At 41.4% G+C, this 16,356-nt stretch carries 13 protein-coding genes and 1 other annotated feature; of the genes, 11 read left to right on the top strand and 2 right to left on the bottom strand.

Features of this window, described 5'->3' with window-relative positions; all coding sequences use genetic code 11:
• Nucleotides 1-120: 120 nt before the first annotated feature.
• Nucleotides 121-2,196 (top strand): elongation factor G, encoded by a 2,076-nt coding sequence (locus A8805_RS07350; protein ID WP_109709550.1) that lies wholly within the window; start codon nt 121-123, stop codon nt 2,194-2,196.
• 191 nt (nt 2,197-2,387) lie between these two features.
• Here A8805_RS07350 and A8805_RS07345 read toward each other — a convergent pair whose 3' ends face one another.
• On the bottom strand, nt 2,388-2,804 hold the full coding sequence (locus tag A8805_RS07345) for a TOBE domain-containing protein (RefSeq protein ID WP_109709549.1): 417 nt from the start codon (nt 2,802-2,804) through the stop codon (nt 2,388-2,390).
• A 247-nt stretch (nt 2,805-3,051) separates the two neighbouring features.
• Between A8805_RS07345 and trkA the strand changes: the two genes are divergently transcribed.
• The 4 genes from trkA to A8805_RS07325 all read left to right on the top strand — a co-directional run bounded on the left by trkA (nt 3,052) and on the right by A8805_RS07325 (nt 9,117).
• On the top strand, nt 3,052-4,410 hold the full coding sequence (trkA, locus tag A8805_RS07340; protein WP_109709548.1) for a Trk system potassium transporter TrkA: 1,359 nt from the start codon (nt 3,052-3,054) through the stop codon (nt 4,408-4,410).
• Between the two features lie 10 nt (nt 4,411-4,420).
• Nucleotides 4,421-5,866 (top strand): TrkH family potassium uptake protein, encoded by a 1,446-nt coding sequence (locus A8805_RS07335; protein ID WP_109709547.1) that lies wholly within the window; start codon nt 4,421-4,423, stop codon nt 5,864-5,866.
• Nucleotides 5,867-5,944: 78 nt separating this feature from the next.
• Nucleotides 5,945-7,390, top strand: coding sequence for a TrkH family potassium uptake protein (locus A8805_RS07330; RefSeq protein ID WP_109709546.1), 1,446 nt, complete (start codon nt 5,945-5,947; stop codon nt 7,388-7,390).
• Between the two features lie 101 nt (nt 7,391-7,491).
• Nucleotides 7,492-9,117, top strand: coding sequence for a hypothetical protein (locus tag A8805_RS07325; RefSeq protein WP_109709545.1), 1,626 nt, complete (start codon nt 7,492-7,494; stop codon nt 9,115-9,117).
• Between the two features lie 107 nt (nt 9,118-9,224).
• Here A8805_RS07325 and A8805_RS07320 read toward each other — a convergent pair whose 3' ends face one another.
• Nucleotides 9,225-9,647: a hypothetical protein gene (locus tag A8805_RS07320; protein WP_109709544.1), complete on the bottom strand. Its 423-nt coding sequence runs from the start codon at nt 9,645-9,647 to the stop codon at nt 9,225-9,227.
• A gap of 188 nt (nt 9,648-9,835) precedes the next feature.
• On the opposite strand from A8805_RS07320, the gene A8805_RS07315 reads away from it, so the two are divergent.
• The 6 genes from A8805_RS07315 to A8805_RS07290 all read left to right on the top strand — a co-directional run bounded on the left by A8805_RS07315 (nt 9,836) and on the right by A8805_RS07290 (nt 16,334).
• Complete coding sequence (locus A8805_RS07315) at nt 9,836-10,423, top strand: DUF3793 family protein (RefSeq protein ID WP_109709543.1); 588 nt, start codon at nt 9,836-9,838, stop codon at nt 10,421-10,423.
• A gap of 69 nt (nt 10,424-10,492) precedes the next feature.
• Nucleotides 10,493-11,272, top strand: coding sequence for a ZIP family metal transporter (locus A8805_RS07310; RefSeq protein WP_109709542.1), 780 nt, complete (start codon nt 10,493-10,495; stop codon nt 11,270-11,272).
• Between the two features lie 140 nt (nt 11,273-11,412).
• Nucleotides 11,413-11,632: a binding site (T-box leader), on the top strand.
• Between the two features lie 66 nt (nt 11,633-11,698).
• Nucleotides 11,699-14,128, top strand: a complete 2,430-nt coding sequence (gene leuS, locus A8805_RS07305; RefSeq protein WP_109709541.1) for a leucine--tRNA ligase — start codon at nt 11,699-11,701, stop codon at nt 14,126-14,128.
• A 196-nt stretch (nt 14,129-14,324) separates the two neighbouring features.
• On the top strand, nt 14,325-14,627 hold the full coding sequence (locus A8805_RS07300; RefSeq protein WP_242992297.1) for a hypothetical protein: 303 nt from the start codon (nt 14,325-14,327) through the stop codon (nt 14,625-14,627).
• Entirely contained in the window at nt 14,628-15,179 is a 552-nt protein-coding gene (locus A8805_RS07295) for a DUF1697 domain-containing protein (protein ID WP_109709539.1), read from the top strand.
• Between the two features lie 90 nt (nt 15,180-15,269).
• On the top strand, nt 15,270-16,334 hold the full coding sequence (locus A8805_RS07290) for a cobalt-precorrin 5A hydrolase (RefSeq protein WP_109709538.1): 1,065 nt from the start codon (nt 15,270-15,272) through the stop codon (nt 16,332-16,334).
• The last annotated feature ends 22 nt before the right edge of the window (nt 16,335-16,356 follow it).

Below are 16,356 nucleotides of genomic sequence, written 5' to 3'. Positions count from 1 at the left end.
AAAAATTCATAAAGGAGTTGTAATGTCCAAAGTTTTTTAGTACAATATATACATAATATGTGTGCGGAAAAAGTATAGTTAGATAGTGCGCATAATAACGACATACAAGGAGGCAGCAGCATGAAGGTTTACAGGACAGACGAGATTAGAAATGTAGTATTGCTTGGTCACGGGGGATGTGGCAAGACGAGCCTTGCGGAGGCGATGTTGTATGTATCAGGGGCAACGAACCGTATGGGAAAAGTTTCCGACTCTAATACGGTCAGTGATTTTGATAAAGAAGAGCAGAAACGCGGTTTCTCTATCAGTACATCTCTGATTCCTATTGAATGGGAAAAGGCGAAAATCAACATTCTGGATACTCCGGGATATTTTGACTTTGTCGGTGAGGTAGAGGAAGCAGTAAGTGCGGCAGATGCAGCGGTTATCGTAGTATCAGGGAAGGCAGGCGTACAGGTTGGTACGGAGAAGGCATGGGAATTGTGCGATAAGTATAATCTCCCCCGCATGATCTACGTAACAGAGATGGATGTGGATGATGCCAGCTTCAGACAGGTTGTGGAAGATTTGACAGAGCGGTATGGAAAGAAGATTGCACCTCATTTCCAGCCAATCCGTGAGAATGAAAAGCTGGTTGGTTATATTAATATAATCAAGAACGCAGGAAGAAGATATACCGGAACTGGACAGAGGGAAGAATGTGAGATTCCTGATTACTGTCTGCCAAACCTGGAGATTTTAAGAGACTCTCTGATGGAAGCTGTAGCGGAGACCAGTGAGGATTTCATGGAAAGATATTTTTCAGGGGAAGAATTCTCGGTAGAAGAGATTCGTTCCGCGATGCGTACCGAGGTAATGGACGGATCTATTGTTCCGGTGGCAATGGGGGCAAATCTTCAGGCTCATGGCGTGGCAAATCTACTGTCAGATATTGTCAGATTTTTCCCAAGTCCGGACAGAAGAAGCTGTGCAGGAATCAACAGGACTACGAATGAGATTTTTGAAGCGAACTATGATTTCTCTAAAGGGAAAACTGCTTACGTATTTAAAACCATGGTTGACCCATTCATTGGTAAGTACTCTTTTGTTAAGGTGTGCTCCGGTGTGCTTAAAGGTGATGATATTCTTTACAATGCGGACACGGATTCGGAAGAGAAACCAGGCAAGATCTATACCATGTGCGGCAATAAGCCTTCAGAAGTGGAGGAGTTGTTTGCCGGGGATATCGGTGCCATTGCAAAAATGTCTAATACCCGTACCGGTGATACATTATCCACAAAGGGAACACCAGTTTCCTATGCGAAGACAGAATATTCTGTTCCATATACATATATGAGATACACTGTAAAAACAAAAGGGGATGAAGATAAAGTATCTCAGGCCCTTGCCCGTATGATGGCAGAAGATATGACATTGAAAGCAAAAAATGACGGTGAAAACAGGCAGTCTTTACTATATGGTATGGGGGACCAGCATTTAGAGATTGCTGCAAGTAAACTTGCAGCCAGATATAAAGTTGAAATTGTATTAGGGATGCCTAAAGTAGCATTCAGAGAGACTATCCGTAAGAAATCTGATGTAGATACAAAGTATAAGAAGCAGTCAGGCGGACACGGACAATATGGACATGTTAAGATGAAATTTGAACCATCAGGCGATCTGGAGCTTCCTTATGTATTTGAAGAGGTAGTTGTGGGTGGTGCGGTGCCTAAGAATTACTTCCCGGCAGTTGAAAAAGGACTGCAGGATTCTGTATTGAAGGGTCCTCTTGCGGGATATCCGGTTGTAGGTGTGAAAGCGGTACTGTATGATGGATCCTACCACCCGGTTGACTCTTCTGAGATGGCATTTAAAACAGCCACAACTCAGGCATTTAAAAAAGGATTTATGGAGGCCGGACCGGTTCTTCTGGAACCAATTGCATCTCTCAAGGTGACTGTTCCGGATGATTATACGGGAGATGTTATGGGAGACCTGAATAAACGGCGCGGACGTGTGCTGGGAATGAATCCGATTGCCGGAGGTAAACAGGTAATTGAAGCAGATATTCCTATGACAGGGCTGTTCGGGTATTGTACAGTACTTCGTTCTATGACAGGCGGCAGAGGTACATATGCTTATGAATTTGCAAGATATGAACAGGCTCCGGCAGACGTACAGGAAAAGGAAATTGCGGCAAGGGCTGCGGAAGAATAAAAACTTGAGAATATAAGAACGGCGGTCTGCATAGGGAACCGGTTTGAGTTTCCTTGCAGACCGCTGTTTTTATATAATAGGAAACTGCGTTTCCTATTATATAAAAACCCTCCGGGAGATGGGCACTGCGGCGTAAGAGGTAGATATCGCTATGCGACCAACCCAGGTGCAAGAGTTTGCTTGCAAACTCTTTATTCTGCTGCAAACATAACAGAACTTGCTTTTATTACTGCAATGGCATCCTTACCAACGGCAAGCTCAAGTTCTTTGACTGCAGCCATGGAAATGGTGGCAGAAATATGATTGTTTCCCGGAACATCCAAGGTGACGATAGCATTAACTGCGCCTTCCTCAATGTAGGATATTGTACCATTAATTTTATTTCTGGCGCTTAATATCAGATTGCCAAGACCAATCATAACTTCAGTAGCCTTTATTATGGCAACAGCGTCTTTGCCCGGGGATAGTCCCAATTCTTTGATGGAAACCATTGAGATTGTTCCGGAGATAGTACCGCCATCGAATTCTAAAGCGACAATGCCGTTGACTGCACCCTCTTCAACACGAACAATTTTACCGGCAATCTGATTTCTTGCACTTAATTTCATAAGTTAGTCCTCCCTTAGTATTTTATTTATGTCGTATAATACTTATATTCTATCCCATAAGGGAAGAGTCTACAAGCATGGAAGCAGAATATCTCAATAGAATAAACCAGGTATAAGGTGTAAAGTGGTTGTAGTTTACTTGCAAAGGTGCTATAATTGCTCTACTGTTGAGGTAAAGAGCAGATATTTAATAGCTGCTTTGGCAAGTAGAAATAAAACAAGCAGAAATAAAGTTGAGGGCAGGCAAATGAAGATAGTTATTATTGGAGATGGAAAAGTTGGCTATAAACTGGCTCAGGAGCTCTCCGCAGAAAATTATGACATTGTAATGATTGACAGTAACGAAAAGAAATTGCGCGAAGCTATTGACACGCTGGATATTATTTGTGTGACTGGTGACGGGGGCAGCGTAGAAGTCCAGAAGGAGGCGGATGTGCCGCATTCAGATCTTGTGATTGCATGTACTTCAATGGACGAATGTAATATGCTGGACTGTCTGATTGCAAGGAGACTTGGGGCAAAGCATACTATAGCCAGAGTACGGAATCCGGTATATTACCAGCAAATCGGTATTTTGAAAGAAGATTTACATCTGAGCATGGTTGTAAATCCTGAGCTGGCTGTAGCCGGGGAGATAGGACGCCTTTTATTATTTCCGGGGGCAAGTAAAATTGAAACTTTTGTAAAAGGAAGGGTGGAACTGATTGAATTTCCAGTGACTGCAAACAGCCATCTTGCCGGGATGTCCTTGATGGAAATATATGACAGGTTTCAGATTAAAGTACTGGTCTGCGCAGTAAGGCGGGGGGGAGAGGTTGTAATCCCAAGTGGAGAATATGTGCTTCGTGAAGGCGATCGTTTACATATTGCCGCTTCCCATGTGAATGCTGAACTATTTTTTAAATTGCTTGGACAGAAGAAAAACAAGGTTCGAAAGGTAATTATTTGCGGGGGCGGACGGGTTAGCTATTATCTTGCCACACAATTATGTAAACTGGGAATGCAGGTGAAGATTATAGAGAAGGTGGAAAGCAAATGTGAGGACCTTTGTGAGCTTCTCCCAAAAGCAATTATCATTAATGGAGATGCCTCGGATCATGACTTGTTGATGGAAGAAGGTGTACAAGAAGCGGACGCCCTGATTGCGCTGACAGGAATGGATGAAGAAAATATTATCATGTCTTTGTTCGCAAAGAGCCAGGGTGTATCTAAGGTTATTGCGAAGGTGAATGAAGACAGAAGGGCAAGGATGATAGAAGAATTCGGTATTGACAGTATTGTTTCTGCCAAGACTGCCACAGCAGATGTAATTCTTAGTTATGTACGCGCCCGCAGAAATTCACAGAGCAGTGCAAATGTAGAGGCAATGTACCAGCTTGTCGACGGGAAAGTTGAAGCTTTGGAGTTTATTGTGAAAGCTGAGACCAAATATACCAATATACCCCTGAAGAACCTGACTTTAAGGGCCAATAACCTAATTGCATGTATTGCAAGAAAGCGTGAGATTATTATACCTGGTGGTGACGATCGTATTCAGGTAGGTGACAGCGTCATTATTATCACGATGGAAAAGCAAATACAGGACATACAGGATATTTTACTATAGGTGAAAACAAATGAATTATAAGATGACAGCTTTTATTTTAGGGAAAATGCTGGGAGTTCAAGGTGCGCTTCTTCTAATTCCCGCTGTGGTTTCATTCATATATGGAGAAAAAAGCGGATTTACATTTTTGATTGTCAGTGCAGTACTTTTTTTAATCTTTTTGATTTTGGGGCGTAAAGTACCGGAGAACAAGACTATATACGGAAAGGAAGGCCTGATAATTGTCGGCTTTGCATGGATATTATGGTCTTTGTTTGGAGCACTTCCCTTTGTGATTTCCGGGAGCATACCTAATTACCTGGATGCATTTTTTGAGACTGTATCAGGTTTTACTACCACAGGCTCCACAATATTGACTGATATAGAGATACTTCCCAAAGGGATACTGTTTTGGCGGTCGCTTACCCATTGGATTGGAGGAATGGGGGTTTTGGTCTTTGTTATGATGCTGACAACCCTGGATGATGATAATTCCATGCATCTCATACGGGCAGAGGTACCCGGGCCAGTGGTCGGGAAACTTGTGCCTAAGGCAAGAAGTACTGCAAGGATATTATATTTCATGTATTTTGTTCTGACAGCAGCGCAGGTCATTTTCCTTCTGCTGGGGGGAATGAACTTTTATGATGCTGTGATTCATGCATTCAGTACTGCTGGCACCGGTGGGTTTTCGAATAGAAATGCCAGTGTCAGTTATTATAACAGCGCTTATATTGATGGTGTGATTACTGTTTTTATGATTTTGTTTGGGATAAACTTTAACTTATATTTTTTAATCAGGCTTAAGGACTGGAAAGCAGCCTTAAAGGATGAAGAACTTCATGCGTATCTGGGAATTATCGTCGGTTCTATAGCAGTTATTACTGTGAATATACTGCATACGTACGAAAATATATTTCACTCGTTCCGCTATGCTTCTTTCCAGGTGGCATCGGTTATTACGACAACTGGATTTTATACGGCTGACTATAACCTATGGCCTGAGTTGTCAAAAGTGATTCTGCTTGGTCTGATGGTAATCGGCGCCTGTGCAGGTTCTACAGGAGGCGGTATCAAAGTATCCCGGCTGCTGATATTGGTAAAAATAGTAAAGCAGGAGATCCGCAGGATGTTTCATCCTAAGTCTGTGACAATCGTGCAGATAAATGGTAAAAGAGTTGGCAATGATACTATGCGCGGTGTATATGTTTACTTTATATGTTACATCATGATACTGATGCTGTCAGTTTTACTTGTATCCATTAATAACTATGATTTTGCTACAACATTCAGTTCCGTACTTACAACATTAAATAATGTGGGACCTGGCATATCATTAGCAGGACCTGTAGAGAATTTTTATGAGTTTTCTCCGTTATCTAAGATTGTGCTATGTTTTGATATGCTTGTGGGAAGGTTAGAAATATTCCCATACTTGCTTTTAATATCACCGGATTTGTGGCGAAGAAGGTTTTAATGCAGAATCTTGAAAGGAGTTAAGACTTCCGTTTCCATAAGGCGGCGGGTTACAGCAAGTTAGTCTGGGTGTGGATAGATGAATTATAAAATGGCAGCATTCATTTTAGGGAAGATGCTGGGAGTCGAAGGCGTGCTTCTTCTGATTCCCGCTGGAGTTTCATTTGTATATGGCGAAAGAAGCGGGTTTTCATTTATTATTGTCAGTGCGGTGCTTTTTTTAATCTTCCTGGTTTTTGGACGCAAAGTACCAGAAAATAAGACTATATATGGAAAAGAGGGCCTAATAATTGTTGGTTTTGCGTGGGTATTGTGGTCTTTGTTTGGAGCATTTCCCTTTTTGATTTCAGGATGCATACCTAATTATTTGGATGCGTTTTTTGAGACTGTATCAGGTTTTACTACCACAGGTTCTACGATACTGATTGATATTGAGGTACTGCCAAAAGGTATGCTGTTCTGGAGGGGGCTTACACATTGGATTGGAGGAATGGGTGTTCTGGTCTTTGTCATGATGCTGACTTCTCTGGATGACGAGAACTCTATGCATCTGATGCGGGCGGAGATACCCGGGCCGGTGGCAGGGAAGCTTGTACCTAAAGCAAGAAGCTCGGCAAAGATATTATATTCCATGTATTTTGTTTTGACAGCAGCACAGGTTGTTTTCCTTCTGCTGGGGGGAATGAATTTTTATGATGCACTGGTTCACGCATTCAGTGTTGCGGGCACCGGAGGGTTTTCCAGTAAGAATGCCAGCATCAGTCATTATGACAGTGCATATATAGATGGAGTTGTCACAGTTTTTATGATTTTATTCGGGGTGAATTTTAACCTGTATTTCTTACTTCGTCTGAAAGAATGGAAGATAGTTTTGAAAAATGAAGAGCTTCGCGTGTACCTGGGAATTGTCCTTGGATCCATTGCAATGATTGTGATAAATATATTAAGTATATATGGAAATATACTTCACGCATTCCGCTACGCATCTTTCCAGGTGGCGTCCGTAATCACAACAACAGGCTTTTACACGGCAAACTTTGAGTTGTGGCCGCAATTTTCAAAGATGATTCTCCTTGGACTGATGATGATTGGTTCCTGTGCAGGCTCTACGGGAGGCGGTATGAAGGTGGCCCGTTTCTTAATATTAATGAAAAGTATCAAACAGGAGATCAGGCAGATGCTTCATCCCAAGTCTGTTACGATTGTGCGGATTAATGGGAAGAAAGTCAGCAGAGAGATAGTAAATAATGTATATATTTATTTTATTTGTTACATTTTGATTTTGATGATATCTGTTTTGCTTGTTTCTATTAATAATTTTGACTTTATGACCACATTCAGTGCTGTAATCTCAACACTGAGCAATGTTGGACCGGGCTTTGTACAGGTAGGCCCGATGGAGAACTTTAATAATTTTTCGTGGTTATCTAAAATTGTACTATGTTTTGATATGCTTGTAGGCAGACTGGAAATATTCCCATATCTGCTTTTGGTATCACCGGATTTGTGGCGAAGAAGATTTTAGGGAAAACTCTTAAAAGCATCATAATGGGTTTTGGAAGTGTTTTCAAAGCAGGCCCGAAAAGAAAAGTAAACAAAAAGTAAGAAAGGAAAAGAAAGTAAAGTATGAAAAAAGGTAAAATGAAACTGCTAATAGCTATAGGACTTATAGTAATTGCCGCGGTATATTACTATGTAGCCCTGCCGGCCCTTAATATTCATTCATCAGATTTCTGGATGTTTTTATTTGTGCTCATTATAGCTGCGGCGCTGATTTATGTTAGAAGAAAGCGTCTGAACATGCATGAATTGAAGCAGTCCAAAGGGTTTAAAGTAATGGCGGGAGTACTGATTTTGGTCGCAGCGGTTTATCTGGCGGGAACCCTGTTATCCTCACCGATTGTAAATGCAAAGAAATATCAGAAGCTTCTGACTGTAAAAGAAGGGGTATTTACGCAGGATGTTGAGGAGCTGCCTTTTGAGCAGATACCGCTTTTGGACAGAGACTCTGCAGCAATTCTCGGAAACCGCGAGATGGGAAGCATGGTTAATATGGTATCCCAGTTCGAAGTAGATGAATTGTACAGTCAGATTAATTATCAGAATCAGCCTGTCAGAGTGTCGCCTCTTCGCTATGCAAACCTGATTAAGTGGCTTACAAACCAGAAACAGGGAATACCTGCGTACATCAGAATTGACATGGCAACACAAAATACGGAGCTTGTGAAGTTGGAGGAGGGGATGAAGTATACTACAAGTGACCATTTCAACAGAAATATTTACCGTCACTTGAGATTTAAATATCCCACTTACATTTTTAACGAACTGAGTTTTGAAATTGACGATGATGGTGTACCGTACTGGGTTTGTCCGGTGAAGAAATTTAATATTGGTCTTTTTGGCGGAACTACTGTTGGGCATGTTGTATTGTGCAATGCTGTTACAGGAGAAACCATAGACTACAAAATTGGAGAGGTGCCGTCATGGATAGACAGGGCATACTCCGCAGATTTACTTGTAGAACTTTATGATTATTATGGCACCTTGAAGCATGGATATTTCAATAGCATCCTGGGACAAAAAGACTGCCTCAAGACAACAAGCGGATATAATTATATCGTAAAGGATGATGATGTATGGGTATACACTGGGGTAACTTCTGTCAGCGGAGACCAGTCCAACGTAGGATTTGTGCTGATTAACCAGCGTACAATGGAAACAAAATTTTATGAAGTGGAAGGTGCTACAGAAGAATCTGCCATGTCATCGGCAGAAGGTCAGGTACAGCATTTGAAGTACAAAGCCACGTTTCCACTGCTTTTGAATATTTCCGGGGAGCCGACTTATTTTATGGCCCTTAAGGATGATGCAGGACTTGTAAAAAAATATGCAATGGTAAATGTACAGAAATATCAGATAGTAGCCACAGGGGATACTGTCAGTGCCTGTAAAGATAACTATACAGACTTGATGTATGAAAACGGCATTAAGGAAGTGGAAAAAGATACCCGTGAAATCAAAACCATGACGGCGAAAATCACGAAAATTGCTCAGGGTGTTGTAGAGGGAAATTCCCATTACTATATTATGCTGGAAGGCTCAGATGGAATATTTGATGTGTCAGTAGTGGATTTTATTGATATTATCAAATATGAAACAGGGCAGGAGGTAACGATAGAGTATAAAGAAGGCGAAAAAGTAAATACAGTTTTGTCTCTGGGCGAAGAGGATTTATCCGGAACAAAAGAATGATTTCACAGAACTGAAGCAGAATATCAAAAGAATTAAAAATAAAAAAATGGACAAAATAAAGGGGTGTATCAGACAGGTTGAGAGTTCTGATACACCCCTTTAAATGATTAGCTCAAAACATTATAATCAGGGGAATCTATATTGGGGATATCTTTTCTCTCAGCGCTGACGCTAATATATAATTCGATGTTATTTTCTTTGGAAATCTTATTAAGTTTTTCCAGAAAAGCTGGCAGGCTGTCTAATGAAATGTCTGCCTGCTTCAATACTCCGTCAATAAGTATAGTTTCGATATCATGGTTTCCAGCAACCATGCCATATATAAAACCAATGAACTCCTCCAGGGTTCTGATATCTTTGTAATCTGCCATACAGATTGCGCGTACATTGAAGTCTACGCTGCAGGTATCACGATGGCTTTTTTTGATTAAAATTACGTTTCCATTGGAAGTTTTCACCCTTTCATTTGCAAGTTCGATGATTTGCTGTGTTTTTCCGCTGCCTTTCGGTCCTGTTATTAAATTTACCATGGCGAATCTCTCCTTTATGTATGTATTTTGAGCCTTCTCTTGCTCAATAATCTTAAATCTATTATAACACTAAGGGGGTGCAGGAACAACTAAAAAAAGGATAAAATCATAGGAAAAATAAGTGAGAATCAGGAAATATAAAATGCAGTGGGAAATTTATTTTTTACTCTTTAAGGGGAGGGATTATTATGCCTTTAGAAGTGCTGTCATATTTTTTAAAACATAGAGATATAGGGCTGAAGCTAAGGTTTCAGATTGTGTTTCAGTGTGCCCCGTTCCTCAAGGGACTGAAGGTATCCTGCGGTATTACAATGGAAAAAATATTGTTCTGTGAACTGGAACATATCTTCCTGGGGACTCCGGTTATGTACAGGAAGCTGTCGGAAGCCGGAGACCGGTGTTTTGTTCTGCTTTATCGTGAAGAAGGGCTACTTGAATACTTAAAAACCATAGGCGTCAGAAGCTTCATCCAGGGTTATGGATATGAAAGTATGGGATTAGATGAAATGCTAGACAGGCTCTCCTTGAGGATTTCCTCATTTGAGTTAAGGAGAATGGGATTTCCCCATGAAATTGGGGTATTTTTGGGGTATCCTGTAGAGGATGTGAGGGGGTTTATAAAAAAGGAGGGAAAAGAATATTTATTGCTGGGATATTGGAAAGTTTATGATAATCCAATGGCGGCAAAAATGATTTTCAGAAAATATGACCAGGCGAAAGTCTGTGCAGTTAATGAATTTCTAACAGGCAAAAGTATACGGGAAATTTATCATTGACAAACTCGTTCTTTCATGGATAAGATAGATTCATGGTCACGAAACTATAAGATAAATGGGAGAAAGAACATGGATCAAAACATATTATTCGGCATACTTATTCCTTTTGTGGGGACAACCCTGGGGTCTGCTATGGTATTTTTCATGCGGAAGGAGATGAATATAAATCTGCAGAAGGCACTGCTGGGATTTGCATCGGGAGTCATGATAGCGGCCTCTATATGGTCTCTTTTAATGCCAGCTATTGAAATGTCTGAGGAGAGCGGCAATGTTGCATGGCTCCCGGCGGCCGTGGGCTTTCTATGTGGAATGGGCTTTTTACTTTTACTGGATACTCTGACACCTCATATGCATCTCACAGGAGAGAAAGAGGGGGTAGAGTCTAATTTTAAAAAGAGCACCATGCTTGTGCTGGCTGTTACCCTTCATAATATACCCGAAGGTATGGCGGTAGGTGTAACATTTGCAGGTATAGCGGCAGGGAATACGATGATATCCCTTGCAGGTGCGTTTGCCTTGTCAATCGGAATTGCGATACAGAATTTCCCCGAAGGAGCAATCATATCCATGCCCCTCCGAGGAGAGGGTATATCTAAGGGCAGATCCTTTCTATATGGGACGCTTTCCGGTATTGTTGAGCCAATCGCAGCAGTTATTACAATACTGCTCACAAGTCTGGTAGTTCCAATCCTGCCATACCTGCTGGCATTTGCAGCCGGGGCAATGGTTTATGTTGTAGTGGAAGAACTGATACCCGAAGCGCAGGCGGACCCACATACTAATATTAGTACAATAGGAGTGGCAATCGGATTTACACTCATGATGATATTAGATGTAGCGTTAGGGTAATTAAAAGGGGACTGTCCCTTTTGAAAAGGGACTGACCCTTTTGAACTCGGTTTTCAGAATATTCTGATAATATATATGCTGAATTGAAAAGAAACCACTTGACTTATTTTAACATTCTTCTTATAATAGATAAGAATATTGCAGAAACGTAGAAGAGGAATATTAAGAGGCTATCGTTTTCAGAGAGCTGCCGGGCGGTGCAAGGCAGAAGCGTAAACTCCCAACTCACCTCGGAGTTCTTTTATTGAAATAGCAGTAGATAAAAGCGGGCCTTCCCGTTACAGAAGAAATGAGTGCATCTGGTATCTGCCGGGTGAATGAGAGTGGTACCACGGAAAATGAAGCCTTTTCGTCTCTTAATGAGATGGAAAGGCTTTTTAGGTTCAAAAGAACCTCACCAAGTAGTATAAGCAGGAGGATAGAAAGATGTCTAAGATTGTGTATAATCATAAGGCGATTGAAAAGAAATGGCGGGAGAAGTGGGCTGAGAACCCGGTAAATCCCAGGGTTGATGATAATGGCGATAAGAAGCAAAAATATTATTGTCTGGATATGTTCCCATATCCGTCAGGAAATGGTCTTCATGTAGGCCACTGGAGAGGATATGTAATTTCTGATGTATGGAGCCGTTATAAATTGCTCCAGGGATATTATATCGTGCACCCGATGGGATGGGACGCTTTTGGTCTTCCTGCGGAAAACTATGCCATTAAGATGGGTGTGCATCCTGCCAAATCGACCGCTGAGAATGTGTCAAATATTAAGAGTCAGATTAACGACATTGCGGCTCTTTATGACTGGGATATGGAAGTCAATACAACTGATCCTGGATTCTACAAATGGACCCAGTGGATTTTTGTCAAAATGTTCAAAGAAGGTCTTGCTTATGAGAAGGAATTTCCGATTAACTGGTGTCCGTCCTGTAAAACAGGTCTGGCAAATGAGGAAGTAGTAAATGGGAAATGTGAGCGCTGCAGCACTGAAGTTACAAAGAAGAACCTGCGCCAGTGGATGCTTAGAATTACAAAATATGCAGACCGCCTGCTGGGAGACCTGGATAAACTGGACTGGCCTGAAAAGGTTAAGAAGATGCAGTCCGACTGGATTGGAAAATCTTATGGTGCAGAAGTTGATTTTCCAATAGAAGGCCGGGAAGAGAAGATTACTGTCTATACAACAAGACCAGATACACTGCACGGTGCTACGTTTATGGTACTGGCACCTGAACATGCGCTTGCAGCAGGGCTTGCCACACCGGAGACAAAAGAGGCAGTGGAAAAGTATATTTATGACGCTTCTATGAAATCCAATGTAGACCGTATGCAGGACAAGGAGAAAACAGGTGTATTCACTGGCAGCTATGCAGTGAATCCGTTAAACGGAGAAAAAACTCCAATCTGGCTTTCTGACTATGTATTGGCTGATTATGGTACAGGGGCAATCATGTGTGTACCCGCCCATGATGACCGTGACTTTGAATTTGCAAAGAAATTTGGCATTCCGATTGTTCAGGTCATTGCAAAAGATGGAAAAGAAATTGAGAATATGACAGAAGCTTATACAGATGCAGCAGGAACTATGATCAATTCTGGAGAGTGGAATGGAATGGAATCCGCAGTGCTTAAAAAAGAAGCACCTCATATCATTGAGGAACAGGGAATTGGTCATGCTACCGTAAACTTTAAGCTGCGTGACTGGGTATTTTCCCGCCAGCGTTACTGGGGTGAGCCTATTCCGATTATACACTGCCCGGATTGCGGTGCTGTTCCCGTACCAGAAGAAGAGCTTCCCCTTCGTCTGCCAGATGTAGATTCCTATGAGCCGACCGGCACAGGAGAGTCTCCGCTTGCAGGCATTGAGGAATGGGTAAACTGCAGTTGTCCGGTTTGTGGAAAACCTGCAAAACGTGAGACAAATACTATGCCACAGTGGGCAGGTTCTTCCTGGTATTTCCTGCGCTATGTAGACAGCCACAATGATAAAGAACTGGTATCCAGGGAAAAAGCAGATGAAATGCTTCCAGTTGATATGTATATCGGAGGGGTAGAGCATGCGGTGTTGCATTTGCTGTATTCCCGCTTCTATACAAAATTCTTGTATGATATTGGCGTGGTAAACTTTGAGGAGCCGTTCCAGAAGCTGTTTAACCAGGGTATGATTACAGGAAAGAACGGTATTAAGATGAGTAAATCTAAGGGGAATGTTGTATCCCCGGATGATTTGGTAAATGATTATGGCTGTGATTCCCTGAGAATGTATGAATTATTCGTAGGGCCGCCGGAACTGGATGCAGAATGGGACGACAGGGGAATCGATGGAGTAAACAGGTTCCTGAAACGTCTCTGGAATCTGCTTATGGACAGTAAAGAGCAGGAAGTGAAAGCAACAAAGGAAATGATAAAGCAGCGTAACAGGCTGGTTCATGACATCACAACACGTTTGGAAGGGTTCAGCTTAAATACAGTCATTTCTGGTTTCATGGAATATAATAATAAGTTTATCGAGATTGCCAAAAAAGAAGGCGGTATTGATAAAGAAACATTAGAGACAATATCAGTGCTGCTTTCGCCTCTTGCACCACATTTTGCAGAAGAAATGTGGGAGCAGCTGGGTCACGAGGAAACAATATTTAAGGCAAAATGGCCCACATACGATGAAGCACAGATGAAGGACGATGAGATAGAAGTCGCAGTGCAGATTAATGGAAAGACAAGAGCAGTTATAAAGGTTGCCGCTGATATAGATAAGGATGCTGCAATCGCAGCAGGAAAAGATGCAATAGCTGATAAACTGACAGGGACAATCGTAAAAGAAATCTATGTTCCGGGGCGGATTATTAATATTGTACAAAAATAAATGAGAGAAAATCTTATATGGCAAAAGAAGTTTTAAATAGCGGTCAGACATTGCAAATAAGACTCGGGTACACTTCGGCGTACTCGGGTTTTATTTTTATGTTTAAAGAATTCTAATACGTATTTCGCCTTTTTATAACAAAATAAGTTAATAAACTACATACATATTGAGTTTAAAAGGTGCTATAATATGGGAAATGAACGGTGTACAGGGTCAAAAATATCAAAGTGAGGATAAATATATGATAACAATATTCAATCGTAAGGAACTTATCAGTACTTTTGATATGCGGAAACAAGGAAACATCAGACAGTTGTTAGCACAAAATAAGATTGATTATAATGTGAAAATAATCAACCGGGAAAGTCCTTCTTTATTTCTTACTAGGGGAAGAACAGCAACCGGTACATATGGAAAAAAGTCAGAGACTGAATATGTGATTTATGTGAGAAGAATAGATTTTGAGAAAGCAGCTGCGGTTGTTCGGGGATGTGAATAAATGAAGAATATATATTTGATTTTTTTGCGTGGTGTAATGCCTTCAGGGAAAAATAAAGTTCCTATGGAGAAGTTAAGGGAAGTATTATCAAAAGCGGGGTATCCCAGTGCTAGAACCTATCTTGGTACCGGTAATATCATTTTACAGTCAGATAAAGATTCTGTTTTTATTGCAGACTTTATCCATACATTAATTTTGGAGGAAATAGGGCCGGACCTTTCTGTGATTGTGCGGACACCGGAAGAGGTAGAAGAATTGCTGCGGTACAACCCATTTAATACAGAGAACCATGATATTTCACGTGTGTTTTTTACTATGCTGGGAGAAGAACCTGACATTGTAAGGGTACAGGAAGTAATGTCTTTATTTAAGAACGGTGTTGAGGAGCAGTTGCAGATTATAGGAAAAACGGCTTATATGTATATAGCGGGCAATGCAGGCCGCAGTAAGTTAAGTAACAACTTTCTGGAGCGGAAATTAAAAGTACCATCGACGGCACGAAATTTTAATACACTGACAAAAGTTGTGTCTATTAGCCAAAATAAAGAGTGAGGGGTATTGTCTGTGCGCTGAAAAGGAAGTGGCTAAGGTGTTTTTTGTGGTACAATAGAACAAATGAAAGCATAAGACAGGGGAATTTGTATGGGAAATAAAATTGCTGTATTTAGCTTCACAGAAGCGGGAAGCAGACAAAATGCCATAGTCAGTGAGCTCCTTTCACAAAAAGAATACCAATGTGAGAGCTATACTATAGAACGTTTTGCGGGACAATTTCGCATGAATCCCTTAGCAAAAAATCTGAAGAAATGGATAGGAGAGCGCTGGGGAGAATATTCCTTTATATTTGTGGGGGCAGTTGGGATTGCAGTTCGGCATATTGCTCCTTGGGTGGCAGACAAATATACAGATTCAGCGGTTTTGTGCATAGATGAGAAGGGAAAGTACGTAATCCCTGTGCTTTCAGGCCATATGGGAGGTGCGGTGAAGTTTGCCGGTATGCTTGCAGATGGTCTTGATGCGGTGGCTGTGATTACTACGGCTACGGACCTGCAAAATAAATTTGCGGTAGATGTTTTTGCGAAGGAAAACCATCTGTTTATTGAAAGCAGAAGTCTTGCAAAGGAAATATCGGCGGCAGTGCTGAGGAATGAGACTGTTGGATTTTACAGCAGTTTTCCTGTGGATGGGCATATTCCGGAGGACTTGCAGATGTGCAGCAGTTTTGAGGAATTATGCAGGCACCCTTTAGGAATTGCGGTTATGGATGCAATAGAAAAAGAGAGAAAAAAAGTAAAAAATATTCTTTACCTAATTCCCCAAAACCTGGTTATAGGAATAGGCTGCAGAAGAGATGTGAAGAAGGAGCAGCTGAAACAAAAGCTGGAGGAAGTTCTGAAAAAGCTTGGTGCATCCAAAGAACAGATTAAAGCATTTGTAAGTATCGATCTGAAACAGAATGAAACCGGCATATTGGAGCTTGCAGAGGAGTACAGAGTTCCTTTTATCACCTATACTGCAGAGGAACTGCGGGAAGTTGAAGGGGTCAGTTCTCATTCAACGTTTGTAGAACAGATAACAGGTGTGGATAATGTTTGTGAGCGTGCTGCAAAAAGATACGCTCCTGCGGGTGAGGTAATACAGCAAAAGATAAAAATGGATGGAGTAACCTACGCGGCAGTAAAGAACAGGGTAAGGCTGGAGTTTTAAAAGGGTATAGGGCGGTGTTAGG

Origin of the sequence: Faecalicatena contorta, assembly GCF_003149105.1 — a bacterium.
GTDB lineage: Bacteria > Bacillota > Clostridia > Lachnospirales > Lachnospiraceae > Muricomes > Muricomes contortus_C.
The sequence above is the reverse complement of the archived record's forward strand: the minus strand, read 5'-3'. Positions and strand labels throughout refer to the sequence as shown.

Excerpts from the sequence above, each read along its gene's own strand:
- leuS (WP_109709541.1), top strand. The coding sequence starts at position 11,699 with ATGTCTAAGATTGTGTATAATCATAAGGCGATTGAAAAGAAATGGCGG.
- A8805_RS07290 (WP_109709538.1), top strand. The coding sequence starts at position 15,270 with ATGGGAAATAAAATTGCTGTATTTAGCTTCACAGAAGCGGGAAGCAGA.
- trkA (WP_109709548.1), top strand. The coding sequence starts at position 3,052 with ATGAAGATAGTTATTATTGGAGATGGAAAAGTTGGCTATAAACTGGCT.
- A8805_RS07350 (WP_109709550.1), top strand. The coding sequence starts at position 121 with ATGAAGGTTTACAGGACAGACGAGATTAGAAATGTAGTATTGCTTGGT.
- A8805_RS07295 (WP_109709539.1), top strand. The coding sequence starts at position 14,628 with ATGAAGAATATATATTTGATTTTTTTGCGTGGTGTAATGCCTTCAGGG.
- A8805_RS07320 (WP_109709544.1), bottom strand. The coding sequence starts at position 9,647 with ATGGTAAATTTAATAACAGGACCGAAAGGCAGCGGAAAAACACAGCAA.
- A8805_RS07330 (WP_109709546.1), top strand. The coding sequence starts at position 5,945 with ATGAATTATAAAATGGCAGCATTCATTTTAGGGAAGATGCTGGGAGTC.
- A8805_RS07325 (WP_109709545.1), top strand. The coding sequence starts at position 7,492 with ATGAAAAAAGGTAAAATGAAACTGCTAATAGCTATAGGACTTATAGTA.
- A8805_RS07345 (WP_109709549.1), bottom strand. The coding sequence starts at position 2,804 with ATGAAATTAAGTGCAAGAAATCAGATTGCCGGTAAAATTGTTCGTGTT.
- A8805_RS07315 (WP_109709543.1), top strand. The coding sequence starts at position 9,836 with ATGCCTTTAGAAGTGCTGTCATATTTTTTAAAACATAGAGATATAGGG.
- A8805_RS07300 (WP_242992297.1), top strand. The coding sequence starts at position 14,325 with ATGAACGGTGTACAGGGTCAAAAATATCAAAGTGAGGATAAATATATG.
- A8805_RS07335 (WP_109709547.1), top strand. The coding sequence starts at position 4,421 with ATGAATTATAAGATGACAGCTTTTATTTTAGGGAAAATGCTGGGAGTT.
- A8805_RS07310 (WP_109709542.1), top strand. The coding sequence starts at position 10,493 with ATGGATCAAAACATATTATTCGGCATACTTATTCCTTTTGTGGGGACA.